Annotated in this window: 14 protein-coding genes; 8 read left to right on the top strand and 6 right to left on the bottom strand. The window is 69.9% G+C overall.

The genetic code is table 11. The features are described 5' to 3' along the window. The first annotated feature begins 93 nt into the window (after window positions 1-93). The 7 genes from REH65_RS15890 (at window position 94) to REH65_RS15860 (ending at window position 9173) form a co-directional block, all read left to right on the top strand. Entirely contained in the window at window positions 94-891 is a 798-nt protein-coding gene (locus REH65_RS15890) for a type III pantothenate kinase (RefSeq protein ID WP_093415572.1), read from the top strand. A gap of 116 nt (window positions 892-1007) precedes the next feature. Next, complete coding sequence (gene lysS / locus REH65_RS15885; protein ID WP_281457081.1) at window positions 1008-2462, top strand: lysine--tRNA ligase; 1455 nt, start codon at window positions 1008-1010, stop codon at window positions 2460-2462. Window positions 2463-2710: 248 nt separating this feature from the next. Continuing rightward, window positions 2711-3070, top strand: coding sequence for an Lsr2 family protein (locus tag REH65_RS15880; RefSeq protein WP_281457050.1), 360 nt, complete (start codon window positions 2711-2713; stop codon window positions 3068-3070). 289 nt (window positions 3071-3359) lie between these two features. After that, complete coding sequence (locus tag REH65_RS15875) at window positions 3360-4433, top strand: FecCD family ABC transporter permease (RefSeq protein WP_406692998.1); 1074 nt, start codon at window positions 3360-3362, stop codon at window positions 4431-4433. Beyond that, window positions 4430-5524, top strand: a complete 1095-nt coding sequence (locus REH65_RS15870; protein ID WP_281457048.1) for an iron chelate uptake ABC transporter family permease subunit — start codon at window positions 4430-4432, stop codon at window positions 5522-5524. Before REH65_RS15875 ends, REH65_RS15870 begins: the two co-directional genes overlap by 4 nt. Then, a complete protein-coding gene (locus REH65_RS15865; protein ID WP_406692997.1) occupies window positions 5521-6375 on the top strand; it encodes an ABC transporter ATP-binding protein in 855 nt (284 codons plus the stop codon). Before REH65_RS15870 ends, REH65_RS15865 begins: the two co-directional genes overlap by 4 nt. Window positions 6376-6623: 248 nt before the next feature. Beyond that, entirely contained in the window at window positions 6624-9173 is a 2550-nt protein-coding gene (locus REH65_RS15860) for an ATP-dependent Clp protease ATP-binding subunit (protein WP_281457046.1), read from the top strand. 183 nt (window positions 9174-9356) lie between these two features. Here the strand turns inward: REH65_RS15860 and REH65_RS15855 are convergent, their stop codons facing one another. After that, window positions 9357-10082: a DedA family protein gene (locus REH65_RS15855; RefSeq protein ID WP_406692996.1), complete on the bottom strand. Its 726-nt coding sequence runs from the start codon at window positions 10080-10082 to the stop codon at window positions 9357-9359. Window positions 10083-10277: 195 nt separating this feature from the next. On the opposite strand from REH65_RS15855, the gene REH65_RS15850 reads away from it, so the two are divergent. Further along, window positions 10278-11276, top strand: a complete 999-nt coding sequence (locus REH65_RS15850; RefSeq protein WP_281457044.1) for an endonuclease/exonuclease/phosphatase family protein — start codon at window positions 10278-10280, stop codon at window positions 11274-11276. Window position 11277: 1 nt separating this feature from the next. On the opposite strand, the gene REH65_RS15845 is transcribed toward REH65_RS15850, so the two are convergent. From REH65_RS15845 to REH65_RS15825, 5 genes are all read right to left on the bottom strand, one after another. After that, the gene (locus REH65_RS15845) at window positions 11278-11586 is read right to left on the bottom strand and encodes an antibiotic biosynthesis monooxygenase family protein (RefSeq protein ID WP_406692995.1); all 309 of its coding nucleotides are present in this window, start codon (window positions 11584-11586) and stop codon (window positions 11278-11280) included. Window positions 11587-11812: 226 nt separating this feature from the next. Further along, window positions 11813-13750, bottom strand: a complete 1938-nt coding sequence (locus REH65_RS15840) for a YhgE/Pip family protein (protein WP_406692994.1) — start codon at window positions 13748-13750, stop codon at window positions 11813-11815. Further along, entirely contained in the window at window positions 13747-14427 is a 681-nt protein-coding gene (locus tag REH65_RS15835) for an ATP-binding cassette domain-containing protein (RefSeq protein ID WP_406692993.1), read from the bottom strand. Before REH65_RS15835 ends, REH65_RS15840 begins: the two co-directional genes overlap by 4 nt. Before the next feature lie 189 nt (window positions 14428-14616). Then, window positions 14617-15126: a 2'-5' RNA ligase family protein gene (locus REH65_RS15830; RefSeq protein WP_406692992.1), complete on the bottom strand. Its 510-nt coding sequence runs from the start codon at window positions 15124-15126 to the stop codon at window positions 14617-14619. Continuing rightward, window positions 15126-16028 (bottom strand): A/G-specific adenine glycosylase, encoded by a 903-nt coding sequence (locus REH65_RS15825; protein ID WP_406692991.1) that lies wholly within the window; start codon window positions 16026-16028, stop codon window positions 15126-15128. The genes REH65_RS15830 and REH65_RS15825 overlap by 1 nt, the downstream gene beginning before the upstream one ends. Window positions 16029-16148 lie beyond the last annotated feature (120 nt).

The following is a 16148-nucleotide window of genomic DNA, read 5'->3' as shown; positions in this document are numbered from 1 at the left end:
AGAACCCGCGGCGGTGCGAGCGCCTTAGGTGGGGCACTGAGAAAGCACCTGCGGTGCTTGCCTGACGTGCGTTTTTTGTGAAGGGAACGTTCCTTGCTGCTGGCCATTGACGTCGGAAACACCAACATCGTTCTCGGTCTGTACGACGACGTCGATGACCCGCCGGATCTCGCCGCGACGTTGGTGCGCGACTGGCGGATGCGGACCGAGCCCCGCATGACCGCCGACGAGATGGCGCTGACGATGCGGGGCCTGATCGGCGACTACGCCGAGAAGGTCACCGGCATCGCGGCGCTGTCGACCGTCCCGGCGCTGCTCCGCGAGCTGCGGGTGATGCTGGAGCGGTACTGGACCGACGTCCCCCGGGTGGTCGTCGAGCCGGGTGTGCGCACGGGTGTCCCGCTGCTGGTGGACAACCCGAAGGAGGTCGGCGCGGACCGCGTGATCAACACCTTGGCCGCGCACCACCTCCACTCCACGAACTGCGTGGTGGTCGACTTCGGGACCTCGACCAACGTCGACGTGATCTCGGCGAAGGGGGAGTTCCTGGGCGGGGCCTTCGCGCCCGGTGTGGAGATCTCGCTGGACGCGCTGGCGTCGCGCGCGGCTCAGCTGCGCAAGGTGGAATTGGTGCGTCCGCGGTCGGTCATCGGAAAGAACACCGTGGAATGCCTCCAATCCGGAATTCTTTTCGGATTCGCGGGTCAGGTCGACGGACTCGTCCGGCGCATCGTCGACGAGCTCGAAGCCACCCACGGAGGACCCACGACGGTGTTGGCGACCGGAGGATTGGCGCCGCTGGTCTTCTCCGAATCGACCACGATCACCCACCACGTCCCGGACCTCACGCTCCTCGGGCTGCGCCTGGTCTACGACCGCAACTTCCGCTAAGCAGGCCGGTCAACCCCGCGATCAACACACTCCGTACCCTGTTTCGCGTGACTGACCAGGACACTTCCAATCCCCCGGCAACCAGCGCTGACGGCGTCGAAGACCTGCCGGAACAGATGCGGATCCGGCGGGAGAAGCGGGAGCGCCTGCTCGACGCCGGAGTCGACCCGTACCCGGTGACGCTGCCCATCACGCACGGGCTCGCCGAGATCCGCTCCGCCCACGACGGGCTGGAGCCCGACACCGCGACCGGCGAGCAGGTCGGCGTGGCCGGCCGCGTGATGTTCCTGCGCAACACCGGCAAGCTCTGCTTCGCCACGCTGCGCGCGGGCGACGGGACCGAACTGCAGGCGATGCTCAGCCTCAAGCAGGTCGGCGAGGAATCGCTGACCCGCTGGAAGGCCGAGGTCGACCTCGGAGACCACGTGTTCGTGCACGGCGAGGTCATCACCTCGCGGCGCGGTGAGCTCTCGGTGATGGCCGATGAATGGCGGATGGCGGCGAAGTCGTTGCGCCCGCTGCCGGTCATGCACAAGGAACTCGGCGAGGAAATGCGCGTCCGGCAGCGCTACGTGGACCTCATCGTGCGCAAGCAGGCGGCCGACACGGTCCGCACTCGCGCCGCGGTGCAGCGCTCGCTGCGCGATTCCTTCGAAGGCCGCGGATACGTCGAGGTGGAAACCCCGATGCTGCAGACGTTGCAGGGCGGTGCGGCCGCTCGTCCGTTCACCACGCATTCCAACGCCTTCGACATCGACCTGTTCCTGCGCATCGCGCCGGAGTTGTATCTGAAGCGTTGCGTTGTCGGTGGGATCGAGAAGGTTTTCGAGATCAACCGAAACTTCCGCAACGAGGGCAGTGATTCTTCCCACTCGCCCGAGTTCGCGATGCTGGAGTTCTACCAGGCCTATGCCGATTACAACGACATGGCCGATCTGACCAGGTCGCTCATCCAGGAAGCGGCGGAACGCGTCTCCGGTTCGCAGGTCGTGACGTGGTTCGACGGAACCGAGTACGACCTCTCCGGCGAGTGGGCGACGCTGACGATGTACGAGTCGTTGTCCGAAGCCCTGGAATCCGAGGTCACTCCGGAAACTCCTGCGGAGACGCTGCGCAAGCACGCCGATGCGCTCGGATTGCAGGTGGATCCGAAGATGGGTCACGGCAAGCTCGTGGAAGAGCTGTGGGAGCACACCGTCGGCGACCATTTGACGGCTCCCACGTTCGTCCGCGACTTCCCGGTGGAGACCTCGCCGCTGACCCGGCAGCACCGGGAGAAGGACGGCGTCGCGGAAAAGTGGGATCTCTACGTTCGCGGCTTCGAGCTCGCGACCGGTTACTCGGAACTCGTGGATCCCGTGGTGGAACGGCAGCGCCTGGAGGAGCAGGCGAGGCTCGCGGCCGCCGGGGACGACGAGGCCATGCCGGTCGACGAGGACTTTCTGCGCGCTCTGGAGTACGGAATGCCTCCCAGCGGCGGCGTCGGAATGGGTATCGACCGGTTGTTGATGGCGCTGACCGGTCTCGGTATCCGGGAGACGATCCTGTTCCCCTTGGTCCGCCCGGAATGACCCGATCAGGGTGGCTCAACAGAATTTTGTGGACAGGATGAGTGCATTATCGGAGTTGCTGCGCTAACCTGACCTCAGAATGTGTCGGCGACGGCTTTTGACGTACTTGTCCTTGTGTCGGCCGCACTCGTACAAGTGCGGCCGAGGTGCTCGCCAAGTGCGGCTGGCGTTCTGGCGAGGGGGTTTCCGCTCCCGGCAGATGTTGCTGTCCCGCTAATGCACAATTTTGCTCGGGGAGGACTTCGAAGATGGCGCAGAAGGTCACTGTCACCCTTGTCGACGATCTGGACGGTGGGCAGGCCGACGAAACCGTTGAGTTCGGATTGGACGGCGTGTCGTACCAGATCGACCTTTCCGCCGACAATGCCGGAGACCTGCGGGAGGCGCTGGCGAACTACGTCTCCAACGCGCGGCGCGCGGGAGGCCGGAAGAAGCCGGGCCCGCGTCCGGGTTCCGCGCAGCGTTCCTCGGCCGGTGGCGGTTCCACCAGCGCGGACCGCGAGCAGAACCAGGCCATTCGGGAATGGGCGCGGAAGCGGGGCCTGAAGGTCTCCGACCGCGGTCGCATCCCGGCCGACATCGTCGAGCAGTACCACCAGGCGAACTGAATCGCGGACAAGAGGCGTTTGCCGGGTCGTCGGGGCCCGGTGAACGCCTCTTGTTGCGTTCGGATAACTCATTTCCACGGTGAAACCGGTATTGATCAACTTTCCCGGAAATCGGTGCCCCGACGACCCGGGCGCCGGCTCCGCAACGGTTGTTCATCTTTTCTGACCTGGAGCGGAACAACTCCGGGTGTCCGACTGTGACGGCGGACATTCGAACCCGCCCTGTCGGTGTGGCTTAGGTTGTCCTAACCTGGGCGACGTCCGGGTGAACACCGAAGGGGAGTGGGACGTGGCTCGAACGGAGGCTCTCGCCGAGCCGCCCACGTCGGAAACCGCGTCCGCCGCACCGGGCGAGCGCCTCCAGCGCAGGCGCTCCCGGCGCCTCACCGGCATCGGGATCCTGGTGCTCGTGCTGGCCGTCAGCGCCGTGCTGAGCGTCGCGGTCGGCGCCAAGACCATCCCGCTCGCGGAGGTCTGGAGCGGCCTGGTCGCGCCGGGCGGCAGCGAGAACGACCTGATCATCCAGGAGCTGCGGATCCCGCGGACGCTGGCCGGCGTGCTCGCCGGCGTCGCGCTCGGCCTCGCCGGGGCGCTGATGCAGGGGCACACCCGCAACCCGCTCGCCGACCCCGGCATCCTCGGCATCACCCAGGGCGCGGGCCTCGGCGTCGTGCTCGCCGTCTACACCTTCGGCATCTCCACCCTGTTCGGCTTCATCTGGTTCGGCTTCGCCGGATCGCTCCTCGGCGCCGTCGCGGTGTTCGCGATCGGCTCGATGGGTCGCGGCGGTCCCACACCGGTGACGCTGGCCCTGGCCGGCACGGCGATCAGCTCGCTGCTGCACGCCATCACCTCCGCGCTGGTGCTCACCGACCAGCAGACGATGGACACCTACCGGTTCTGGAAGGTCGGCTCGATCGCCATCACCGACGCCTCGGTGCTGCCGCAGGTCGCGCCGTTCCTGGTGATCGGCCTGGTGCTGGGGCTGGCCAACGCCAGCAGCCTCAACGCGCTGTCGCTGGGCGACGACGTGGCGAGCTCGCTGGGCCACCGGGTGGCCTGGGCGCGGCGCGCCGGTATCGCCGCGGTCAGCGTCCTGGTGGGCGCCGCGGTCGCGATCTGCGGGCCGATCGGCTTCGTCGGCCTGGTCGTGCCGCACGTGGCCCGCTACTTCACCGGTGCCGACTACCGCTGGCTGCTGCCCTTCGCCGCGCTGCTCGGCGCCTCGCTGGTGCTGCTGACCGACGTGCTCGGCCGCGTCGTCGCACGGCCCGCCGAGGTGCAGGTGGGCGTGATGCTGGCAATGGTCGGCGCCCCGTTCTTCATCGCGCTCGTGCGACGCCGGAAGTTGGTGCGGCTATGACGGCGACCGTTCAGGACCGGCCGGTCGAGCAGGTCGCCGGGCGGCGACCGCTGCGGCTCGGCCCGTTCTCCGGCGTGATCCGGATGCGGCCGATGCTGGCCCTCGTCGGTGGGCTGGCGGTGCTGCTGGCGGTGTTCGTCCTCGACGTCGGCATCGGCGAGTACCAGATCAGCCCGCCCGAGGTGCTCAGCACGCTGTTCGGCGGCGGCGACCGGGCGCAGTCGATCATCATCTGGGAACTGCGGATGCCGCGCGGGCTCACCGCCCTGTTCGTCGGTGCCGCCCTCGGCCTGGCGGGCGCGATCATGCAGGCGCTCGCCCGCAACCCGCTGGCCAGCCCGGACATGCTCGGCATCACCTGGGGCGCCGGGTGCGCGGCGGTCGCGATCATCGTGTTCGCCGGGACCGCGGGCAGCCTCGCCGGGGCGCTGTCGGACTACGGGCTGCCGGTGGTGGCGCTGGCCGGCGGCCTGATCACCGGCATCGCCGTCTACCTGCTGGCCTACCGGCGCGGCGTGGACTCCTACCGGTTGGTGCTGGTCGGCGTGGGCGTCAGCGCGCTGGCGGGCAACGCCGTGTACTGGCTGCTGACCGTCGGCGACGTCAACGACGCGGGCCGGGCGATGGTGTGGCTGACCGGCAGCCTCAACGCACGCGGCTGGGAGCACGTGGTGCCCACCGGCATCGCGCTGGCCGTGCTGATCCCGCTCACGCTCGTCGGCGCCCACGTGCTGGGCGCGCTGCAGTTCGACGACGACACGGTGCGCGGTCTGGGCGTGCGGATGGACCTGGCGCGCGGCTTCCTGCTGTTCGCCTCGGTCGTGCTGGCCTCGATCGCCACCGCGGCGGCCGGGCCGATCCAGTTCGTCGCGCTGGCCACCCCGCAGATCGCGCTGCGGGTGGCGCGCACCTCGCGCCCGCCGCTGCTGACGTCGGCCGTGCTCGGCGCGGCGCTGGTGGTCGGTTCGGACGTCATCGCCCGGACCGCCTTCGGCACCCTGGAGCTCCCGGTCGGCATCGTGACCGCGATCCTGGGCGCCCCGTACCTGATCTACCTGCTCGTCCGTCGGTACCGGGAGGTCCGAGCATGACCGCGTCCACCTCTGCCCAGACCGAGCAGACCCAGACCACGGACCGCCTCCGGGCCCGCGACCTCAAGCTGGGCTACGGCGACCGGGTGGTCGTCGACGGCCTCGACTTCGAGGTCCTGGGCGGCACGATCACCGCCGTGATCGGACCGAACGGCTGCGGCAAGTCGACCCTGCTGCGCGCCCTGGGCCGGCTGCTGCAGCCGCAGCGCGGCGAGGTGCTGCTGGACGGCAAGCAGATCCACAAGATGTCGACCAAGGAGGTCGCCCGGATCCTCGGCGTCCTCCCGCAGTCGCCGCAGGCCCCGGAGGGCCTGACGGTGGCCGACCTGGTCGCGCGCGGGCGGCACCCGCACCAGTCCTGGTACCGGCAGTGGTCCAGCGACGACGAGTCGGCGGTGGCCGAGGCGCTGGCCATGACCGGCATCGGCGACCTCGCCGAGCGCACCCTCGACGAGCTCTCCGGCGGGCAGCGGCAGCGCGCCTGGCTGTCGATGGCGCTGGCGCAGGGCACCGACCTGCTGCTGCTCGACGAGCCGACGACCTACCTCGACCTCTCGCACCAGGTGGACGTGCTGGAGCTGGTCGGCCGGTTGCACGACGAGAGCGGGCGCACCGTGGTGATGGTGCTGCACGACCTCAACCTGGCCGCCCGCTACGCCGACCGGCTGGTCGCGATGAAGGACGGCGCCGTCGTCGCGTCCGGCGAGCCCGGCGATGTGCTCACCGAGGAGCTCCTGGCCGACGTTTTCGATCTTCGCGCCCGCGTGATTCCCGATCCGGTTGCGGGTACCCCGATGGTGGTCCCGATCGGGGGACGGCGGGCCGGAGAAGGAGTCGGGACCGAGGTGTGAACACGGTGCGTGACGTTCCGACGCGCGCTGTTCGCGCTCAGCGGAACGGGGCCGAGATCAGGAATCCTGCAGGCCAACGCGCCGTTGGGCAGTGTGCCGCGCAAGAATGTGGCGCAGCGGGCACGGACCGCGACCGGGGTTGGCTACTACAGTGGTCCCCAAGAGTGCTGAACCCGTCGTGGATCGCGGCGTAGCGCTAAAGCCGTGTCCCGGAACTAGACCGCCGGCGCAGCAGTCAGGGAGTGCGAATGTTCGAGAGGTTCACCGACCGCGCGAGGCGGGTGGTTGTCCTGGCCCAGGAAGAGGCCCGGATGCTCAACCACAACTACATCGGCACCGAGCACATTCTCCTGGGCTTGATCCACGAGGGTGAGGGTGTCGCCGCCAAGGCGCTGGAGTCGCTGGGTATCGCGCTGGAGGGCGTGCGCCAGCAGGTCGAGGAGATCATCGGCCAGGGGCAGCAGGCCCCCAGCGGACACATCCCGTTCACCCCACGGGCCAAGAAGGTGCTGGAGCTGTCGCTTCGGGAGGCGCTGCAGCTCGGCCACAACTACATCGGCACCGAGCACATCCTGCTCGGGCTGATCCGCGAGGGCGAGGGCGTCGCCGCCCAGGTGCTCGTCAAGCTCGGTGCGGACCTCAACCGCGTGCGCCAGCAGGTCCTGCAGCTGCTGTCCGGCTACCAGGGCAAGGAGCCCGCGGAGGCCGGCGGCCGCGGCGAGGGCACCCCGTCGTCGTCGCTGGTGCTGGACCAGTTCGGGCGCAACCTCACCCAGGCGGCGCGCGAGGGCAAGCTCGACCCGGTCATCGGCCGGGACAAGGAGATCGAGCGGATCATGCAGGTCCTCTCGCGGCGCACCAAGAACAACCCGGTGCTCATCGGTGAAGCCGGTGTCGGCAAGACCGCCGTCGTGGAGGGCCTCGCCTCGCAGGTCGTCAAGGGCGAGGTGCCCGAGACCCTCAAGGACAAGCAGCTCTACACCCTCGACCTGGGTTCGCTGGTCGCCGGTTCCCGCTACCGCGGTGACTTCGAGGAGCGCCTGAAGAAGGTGCTCAAGGAGATCAAGACCCGCGGCGACATCATCCTGTTCATCGACGAGATCCACACCCTGGTCGGTGCGGGTGCCGCCGAGGGCGCGATCGACGCCGCCAGCATCCTCAAGCCGATGCTGGCCCGCGGCGAGCTGCAGACCATCGGTGCCACCACGCTGGAGGAGTACCGCAAGTACGTCGAGAAGGACCCGGCCCTGGAACGCCGCTTCCAGCCGATCCAGGTCGGCGAGCCGTCGCTGGAGCACACGGTCGAGATCCTCAAGGGCCTGCGGGACCGCTACGAGGCGCACCACCGCGTGTCGATCACCGACGGCGCGCTGGTGTCGGCGGCCAGCCTGGCCGACCGCTACATCAACGACCGGTACCTGCCGGACAAGGCGATCGACCTGATCGACGAGGCCGGTGCCCGGATGCGCATCCGCCGGATGACCGCTCCGCCGGACCTGCGCGAGTTCGACGAGAAGATCGCCGAGGTCCGCCGCGAGAAGGAGTCCGCGATCGACGCGCAGGACTTCGAGCGGGCCGCCCGCCTGCGGGACGAGGAGAAGCAGCTCCTCGGCCAGAAGGAGGAGCGCGAGAAGCAGTGGAAGGCCGGTGACCTGGACGTCGTCGCCGAGGTCGACGACGAGCAGATCGCCGAGGTGCTGGCCAACTGGACCGGCATCCCCGTCTTCAAGCTCACCGAGGAGGAGACCACCCGTCTGCTCCGCATGGAGGACGAGCTGCACAAGCGGATCATCGGCCAGGACGACGCGGTCAAGGCCGTGTCGCAGGCGATCCGCCGCACCCGCGCCGGCCTGAAGGACCCGAAGCGCCCGTCCGGTTCGTTCATCTTCGCCGGTCCGTCCGGTGTCGGTAAGACCGAGCTGTCCAAGGCGCTGGCGGAGTTCCTCTTCGGCGACGACGACGCGCTCGTGCAGATCGACATGGGTGAGTTCCACGACCGCTACACCGCCTCGCGGCTGTTCGGCGCCCCGCCCGGGTACGTCGGCTACGAGGAGGGCGGCCAGCTCACCGAGAAGGTCCGCCGCAAGCCGTTCTCCGTGGTCCTGTTCGACGAGATCGAGAAGGCCCACCAGGAGATCTACAACACGCTGCTGCAGGTGCTGGAGGACGGTCGCCTGACCGACGGTCAGGGCCGCACGGTGGACTTCAAGAACACGGTGCTGATCTTCACCTCGAACCTCGGCACGCAGGACATCTCCAAGGCCGTCGGCCTGGGCTTCTCCAGTGGTCAGGGCGCTGAGTCCAACTACGAGCGGATGAAGTCCAAGGTCCACGAGGAGATGAAGAAGCACTTCCGGCCGGAGTTCCTCAACCGGATCGACGACGTGATCGTCTTCCACCAGCTCACCGAGAACGAGATCATCCAGATGGTCGATCTCCTCTCCGGGCGTGTGGAGAAGGCGCTCAAGGGCAAGGACATGGCCCTGGAGCTCACCGAGAACGCGAAGAAGCTGCTGGCCAAGCGCGGGTTCGACCCGGTGCTGGGTGCGCGGCCGCTGCGCCGGACGATCCAGCGGGAGATCGAGGACAAGCTGTCCGAGAAGATCCTGTTCGGCGAGGTCGAGCCGGGGCAGATCGTCATCGTGGACGTCGAGGGCTGGGAAGGCGAAGGCCCGGACGACAAGGCCGTGTTCACCTTCCGCGGTGAGCCGAAGCCGTCCGCGGTCCCGGACACCCCGCCGGTCGGCGTCTCCGCCCAGGGCGAGGACCAGCAGAACAACGGCAACGCGGAGTCCTGACCCAGGACCCCACGACGACGGCCCCCGCACCACCTCGGTGCGGGGGCCGTTCGCGTTCCGGGGCGCGGCTCGCGAGCCCTGGGCAGTGGGACGGTTTTAGCCATAATTGTCCCGACATTTCGGACATTGATCATGGGCAATTATGGCTAAAACTGTCCGCCGCCCGGGAGGGCTCCAGCCGGATCAGCGGAGGCGGCGGATCTCCTCCGTGGGCTGGTCCGCCGGGACGCGGGCGAACTGGACGGTGGGGGCCTCAGCGCTCGCCTGCTCGCGGCGGTTGTTGCGGATGCGGATCGCCACGAACGCCACGACGGTGAGCGCCGCGGTGATCACCACCGCCCGCGAGAGCAGGCCCGCGTACTCCTCGACGAGGTACCAGTGCTGGCCGAGCAGGTAGCCGGCGATCACGAAAACGCTGTTCCAGATCAGGCTGCCCAACGTCGTGAACAGCGCGAACGTGCTCAGCCGCATCCGCTCGACCCCGGCGGGCAGCGAGATGAAGCTGCGGAACAGCGGGATCATCCGGCCGAAGAACACGGCCTTCACCCCGTGCTTGGCGAACCACGCCTCGGTCTTGTCCACGTCGGAGAGCTTCACCAGCGGCAGCTTCGCGGCGATCGCCCGCGTGCGCTCGCGGCCCAGCGAGGCGCCGAGCCCGTAGAGCGCCAGGGCGCCGACGAGCGAGCCGATCGTGGTCCACAGGATCGCGCCGAGCAGCGACATGTCGCCCTGGCTCGCGGTGAACCCGGCCAGCGGCAGGATCAGCTCCGACGGGATCGGCGGGAAGAGGTTCTCCAGCGCGATGATCATGCCCGCGCCGGGGGCTCCGAGGGTTTCCATCACCCCGATCACCCAGGCCGTGAAGCCTGTGGGCTGGGCGGACGTGGCGGCTGTCGTCGTCAGATCCATGCGGGGTTGAACTCCGAGGTCGAGTGTCCGTTTCTTCCATGATTCCAGCGGATTCGGGCGTTTCGCCTTGATCGGGTGTGAGCTGCGGCACTCTCCGGCGTGTCCGTTGACCTCTGGAAGTCTGGTGGCACAACCATGCGTGGACGTCGGACGTCCACATGGCGGAGTTCGGGGCCCGGGAAGACGGAGGCGGCGATGACGCGGGTGGCGCACGAGGTGCCCGACGAGGTGGAGGACGACGTCGCCCGCCGACCCGGCGGAGGATGCGCGACGGCCCTGCTGTCGCTGCTCACGCTGGCCTTCGCGGCCTGGGCGGCGCTACCGGTCGTCGAGCTCGACGTCGAGCGCTACACGGTCGCGCTGACCGCCCTGGCGCAGTACGCGGTGATCGTCGGCGTCGTCCTGGTGCTGCTGGGGATGGTGCTGCGGCGCTGGCTGAACGTGCTCATCGCGCTGCTCGCCACGGCCGCGCTCGTCTACACGGTCGCGCCGAGGGCGGTCCCGGACGGGATCGCCGCAGAGGGCGAGCCGCTGCGCGTGCTGTCGGTCAACACCTACTTCGGCCGCGCCGACGCGGCCGCGATCGTCGACGAGGTCCGGACCCGGCGGGTCGACGTGCTCAGCCTCCAGGAGCTCACCCCGGAGATGGTCGCCGAGCTGGACGCCGCGGGCCTGTTCGCCGCGCTGCCGAACCGGGTGCTGCACGCCGGGCCGCAGGCCGACGGCACCGGCATCGTCTCCCGCCACCCGCTGCGCGAGCTCGCGCTGGTCCCACCGACGACGCTGGCGCAGCCGTCGGCGCTGGTGGACGTGCCGGTGGGGCGGGACGTGGAGTTCGTCGCGGTGCACCCGCTCTACCCGATGGGGGAGGGCACGGCGGAGGTCTGGGCGCGCGACCTGGCCGCGCTGCCCGAGCCGTCGCTGACCGGGCAGCCGCGGGTGATGGCGGGCGACTTCAACGCCACGCTCGACCACACCCGGCTCAAGGACCTCATCGGGCGCGGCTACGTCGACGCCGCCGGAGCGCTGGGGCAGGGCCTGACGCCGACCTGGCCGTCGGGTTGGACGGCGCCGCCGGTCACCATCGACCACGTGCTCGCCTCCGGCGGGGTGCGGCCGGAGGACTACGAGGTCGTCGACGTGCCCGGCAGCGACCACAGGGCCGTGTTCACGACCCTGCGCGTCGCCGGGTGACTCATTTCTCCGGGTAGGAGCTCAGGACGACCTCGAACTCCAGCAGGTTGGAGCCGGACGCCACCGGGTTCTTGCGCTCGCCCGCGTGGGCCTCCTTGGCCGGGCCGTTGGCCCAGTTCTGGAAGTCCTCCTCGGTCTCCCACTTCGTGTAGACGAAGTAGCGGTTGTCGCCCTGGACGGGGCGCAGCAGCTCGAACCCGAGGAAGCCGGGCGCGTCGTCGACCGAGCCGTGGCGGGAGGCGAAGCGCTTCTCCAGCTCCGGGCCGGAACCTTCGGGGACCTCGATCGCATTGATCTTCACAACAGCCATGGACCCACCCTACGAGCGAACGCCCCGGCGCACCCTGTCTCCTCGATCTCACCGACGGTGGAAGTCCTCCCGACCCTCGTGGAGGGGACAGTTTTCATGAAAACCGTCCACCCTCGGAGACCGGGAGGTTTTCATGAAAACTTCCACTCTCGTGGGGACGGGAGACCTCGAGGGGGTGTCTCGTGGTCGTCGGTGGGGGAAGTTTTCATGAAAACCTCCCCGACCCTCAGATCTCGATCTGGGGGTGGAGGCGGGCGAGGGTCCAGGTGCGCTGGCGTTGGACCACGAGGGTCGTGAGGAGCAGGACCACCGCCAGGACGCCGCCGAGGACGATCAGGTCACGGTAGAGGTGCGAGGCCAGGCCGCCGGAGATCGTCACCCGCAGGCCGTCGACGAGGTACGTCATCGGCAGGAACGGGTGGACGGCCTGGAACGGCATCGGCGCCGTCTCCATCGGGTACAGGCCGCCGCACGCGGTGAGCTGCACGATCAGCAGCACCAGCGACAGCAGGTCGCCGACCGCGCCGAACGCGGTGCGCAGCAGGTGGTCGATCGCCACGAACGTCACCGCCGCCAGCGACAACCCGATCGTCCAGCCGATGCTCACCGGCGCGAGACCCAGGCCGAGGTCGACCACCAGGTACAGCACCATCCCGCCGATCACCCCCAGCGCGGCGGCGGGCAGCAGCCCGGCCAGCGCGATGGTGAACGGGTTGACCTTGTCCGCCAGCGCCCGCAGGTTCACCGGCTTGAGCAGCAGGTACGCGAACAGCCCGAACACCCACAGCGCGATCGCGAAGAAGAACGGCGCCAGGCCGCGCCCGTAGACGTGGGCCGGGTTGAGGTTGTCGGTGCGGATCTCGGTCGGCGAGCCCAGCACGTCGGCTGCGCGGGAGACCTCCGTGGGGTTCGTCGGCGGGATCTTGTTCAGCGTGTCGTTGATCATCGTCCGCAGCTCGCGCGACCCGTCGTTGAGCTGACCCGCCCCGTTCTGCAGCACGGTGCTGCCCGCCACCAGCGAGTTCAGCCCGCCTGCGATGCCCTGCGAGCCCGACGTGACCTGCGTGGTGCCGGAGTGCAGCGTGTCCACCGGCGCGGTGATCGACCGGACCCGCTCCTGCAGCGGGCCCATGCTGCTCTGCACCGCCCGGGCCCGGCGGTTGGCCTCCTCCGCCGTGCGCAGCGCCTCGCGCGCCCGCGAGTCGGTTTCCGACGCGCCGGCGGCGAGTCGGCGCGAGGTGTCCAGCGCCTGCTCGTAGGCCGGATCACCGCGCAGGTCCGGGTGCGCCGAGCCCAGCCCCTGCACGGCCGAGTACCCGTCGGCGGCCTGCTGCTCCATCATCGCCGTGGCCGTCGAGATCGACGTCAGGCTGCTCACGGCCACACCGCTGGCGTTGACCAGCGAGTTCACCGCGCCCGGCAGCTGATCGGCGGCGAAGTCGGCGATGCTGCCCAGCTGCCGGTCCAACTGGCCCGTCGCCTGCGAGATGTCCTCCACCCCGCGCGAGACCAGGCTCGTTCCGTCCCGCACCCCGCCGAGCCCGCGGGTGAGCGCGGCAGTGCCCTGCTGGCTCAGCGCCGTGCCGTCCACCAGCTGCTTCGACGCCTCCGAGGCGACCTGCAGCTTCTCCCGCATCTGCCCGAGCTCGCCGTAGAGGGCGCGGGCGTAGCTGGCGTGCGCGGCGGCGTTGATCTGGTTCTGCAGCTCGGTCTTGACGGTGTCGGCCATGATCCCGGCGATGTAGCCGTTCGCGTCGTTCTTCGTCAGCCGCACCGCCGCCCGCTGCGGGTTCCCGTCGGCCGCGGCGGCGAGCTTCGCGCTGAAGTCCGTCGGGACCTCGATGATGAAGTAGTAGCGCCCCTCGGCGAGTCCGCGCCGCGCGTCGGTGCCGCGCACGAACCGCCAGTCGAAGACGTCGTTGACCTTGAGCTGCTTGACGAACTGCACGCCCGCGTCGAGGTGCTCGCCCCGCGCGTCCACCGCCCGGTCGTTGTTGACCACCGCCACCGGAACCCGGTCGAGCTTGCCGTAGGGGTCCCAGTTCGACCACAGGTACAGCGCCCCGTACAGCAGCGGCACCAGGATCAGCACGAGCGGGACCAGCCGGAGCAGCGAGCCGCGAAAGCGCCGCAGTTCCAGCCAGGCGAGCCTGACGGCCTTCACCGGCCGGCCTTGCCCGGGAGCTCGATCTCCGCGGTCGGCTCGGGGACCCGCCCCGCGGGCAGTCGCACCACGTTGAGGTCGCCCGCCGGGGGGTCGGTGGTGCTGGCGATCACCGTCATGCCGATCCCGGTGACCTCGCGCAACGCCGCCCACACCCGCGCCCGGCCGGATTGGGTGAGCCCGGCGTCGACGTCGTCCACGACGATCCCGGCGGGCGCTGGAGCCGCGGCGAGCCCGATGGCGAGCAGCAGCTGCTCCTCCGGCGGCAGCTCGCCGATCAGCAGCGACCGGTCCACGTCCAGACCGACGAGCTCCAGGCCGAGTTCGATGGAGGCCTTGTTGGTGCCGCTGATCAGCCTGCGCTCGGTGATCGCCTCCCGGACCCGGTGCCGGTCCTCCAGCTCGCAGCCGGGCCGCAGCCGGGCCGGGCGGATCAGCTTGCGCGCCCGAGCGGCCTTGCGCGGCAGCGGGAATCCGTCCACGTCCAGCTCACCGGTGATGATCCGCAGCCGCCCGCACAGCACCAGCAGCAGCGACGTGCGCCCGGAACCGCTGGGCCCGGTCACCACGGTCAGCGAACCGGGCTCGACGCGGAGATCCAGGTTGGCGAACACCACGCCTTCCGGGCCCTTCGCGGCGATCCCGTGCGCGAGGATTCCCGCGCCGAGGACGTACATGAACCCTCCTCCGGTCTCGTGGAGGCAGTGCACGTCCAAAGTGGCCGCTGCAGGGCTGATCGGCAACTCGTATTGATCTGCCCGACCTGGGGGCGGTCAATGGATGTGGCGGAGCCGCGTTCTCCTCCACCACCTGAGGCGCTGGTTCCGCTACCCGCACCGCTGAGCGACGCAGGTCCTCGACATTTCCTAGCGCGTCAGGAGGGTTTCCGCGTCTCCGGTCCTGGTGTCGACGACGCTGATCTCCCGAACCGCCGCGCGGACCGGTTCGGGCGGCAGGAGCGCGGTGAACGCGCGGGCGAGCTGGTCGGTGTCGAGACCGCGCGCCAGCGCGCAGTAGGGGATCCAGGCGCCGGGGAAGTAGTAGGCCGACGGGTTCTTCACCTTGCCCGCCAGCGCGTCGTGCACGGCCGAGTGCACCGCCAGCAGTTCGGTGTCGACGACCGCGCCCAGCAGCAGCATCCGCTCGTCGCCGGGCAGCGTGCCGAGGGCGTGCAGCCACAGGTCCGGGATCGACAGCAGCTCCAGCTCGCCGCGCAGCGCCTTGCGGGCGGCGGCGGGAATGCTCCCGGCCCGGGCCATCGTCACGCTCGGGCGCTCGTCCGGGACGTCGATCCCCGCCTCGCCGAGCCGTTCCCGCAGCGCGCGCAGGCTCGACTCGGTCTCGTCGTCGAAGCGGCAGACCAGCGCGTCGGCCATCAGCGCTCCCCGGGCAGGGCGAAGCGGCCGTCGTCGGTCTGCTCGACCAGGCCGTCCACCAGCAGCGAGTCCAGGCACCGGTCGCGCTGACCGGCCTCGTCCCACGCCGCGTCGAGCTGCTCGCGGGTCACCGGGCCGGTCGAGCCGCGCAGCACGTCCAGCAGCCTGCCGCGCACCTGGCGGTCGGTGCCCGCGAACTTCTGCACCTTCTTCGGCGGTCCCGCGTAGGCCGGGCGCCCGTTGTGCTGCCACGCGCAGTCCGCGGCGATCGGGCACGCCTCGCAGCTCGGCGAGCGGACCGTGCACACGACCTGCCCGAGCTCCATCAGCGCCGCAGACAGCAGCGCGGCCGGCTCGTCCTCGTCGGGCAGCAGGGCGTCCACGTCGGCCAGGTCGCGCTTGGTCGACGGCGGGCCCGCGTCACCGGCGCCGTGCACCGCGCGCGCCACCACCCGGCGAACGTTGGTGTCGACGACCGGAGTGCGCCTGCCGTAGGCGAAGGCCGCGACGGCGCGGGCCGTGTAGGCCCCGATGCCGGGCAGCGCGAGCAGGGTGTCCACATCGGACGGAACGACGTCGTCGTGCTCGGCGGCGATGGTCGCGGCGGCCTCGTGCAGCCGCAGCGCGCGGCGCGGGTAGCCGAGCTTGCCCCAGGCGCGCAGGACCTCGCCCTGCGGCTCGGCGGCCAGGTCGGAGGGGTGCGGCCATCGGCGCATCCACTCCTCCCAGATCGGCTGCACGCGGTTGACCGGGGTCTGCTGCAGCATCGTCTCGCTGACCAGCACGCCCCAGCCGGTCACGCCGGCGGCGCGCCAGGGCAGCGGGCGGGCGGTGGCGGTGAACCAGTCGGACAGCGCGTCGAGGTCGAGACGGGTGTCGGCTGCGGTGGTGGGACTGTTCATGGCGTCTGCAGATCCTGCCAGGCGCTCGGTGATCACCCGGAAGAAGCCCGGCGATCACTGAGCGCGGCAACGGATGCGCCCCATCGGGCGATCATTGAGGGGTCCATTCAGAGTATCCGA

It is taken from the genome of Saccharopolyspora sp. ID03-671 (assembly GCF_045278815.1).
Classification (GTDB): domain Bacteria; phylum Actinomycetota; class Actinomycetes; order Mycobacteriales; family Pseudonocardiaceae; genus Saccharopolyspora; species Saccharopolyspora ipomoeae.
This window is presented reverse-complemented; position numbering and strand designations above follow the sequence as displayed.

Coding starts and splice junctions, on each gene's coding strand:
- lysS (WP_281457081.1), top strand. CDS start 1,008: ATGCGGATCCGGCGGGAGAAGCGGGAGCGCCTGCTCGACGCCGGAGTC.
- REH65_RS15880 (WP_281457050.1), top strand. CDS start 2,711: ATGGCGCAGAAGGTCACTGTCACCCTTGTCGACGATCTGGACGGTGGG.
- REH65_RS15870 (WP_281457048.1), top strand. CDS start 4,430: ATGACGGCGACCGTTCAGGACCGGCCGGTCGAGCAGGTCGCCGGGCGG.
- REH65_RS15865 (WP_406692997.1), top strand. CDS start 5,521: ATGACCGCGTCCACCTCTGCCCAGACCGAGCAGACCCAGACCACGGAC.
- REH65_RS15860 (WP_281457046.1), top strand. CDS start 6,624: ATGTTCGAGAGGTTCACCGACCGCGCGAGGCGGGTGGTTGTCCTGGCC.
- REH65_RS15855 (WP_406692996.1), bottom strand. CDS start 10,082: ATGGATCTGACGACGACAGCCGCCACGTCCGCCCAGCCCACAGGCTTC.
- REH65_RS15850 (WP_281457044.1), top strand. CDS start 10,278: ATGACGCGGGTGGCGCACGAGGTGCCCGACGAGGTGGAGGACGACGTC.
- REH65_RS15845 (WP_406692995.1), bottom strand. CDS start 11,586: ATGGCTGTTGTGAAGATCAATGCGATCGAGGTCCCCGAAGGTTCCGGC.
- REH65_RS15835 (WP_406692993.1), bottom strand. CDS start 14,427: ATGTACGTCCTCGGCGCGGGAATCCTCGCGCACGGGATCGCCGCGAAG.
- REH65_RS15830 (WP_406692992.1), bottom strand. CDS start 15,126: ATGGCCGACGCGCTGGTCTGCCGCTTCGACGACGAGACCGAGTCGAGC.
- REH65_RS15825 (WP_406692991.1), bottom strand. CDS start 16,028: ATGAACAGTCCCACCACCGCAGCCGACACCCGTCTCGACCTCGACGCG.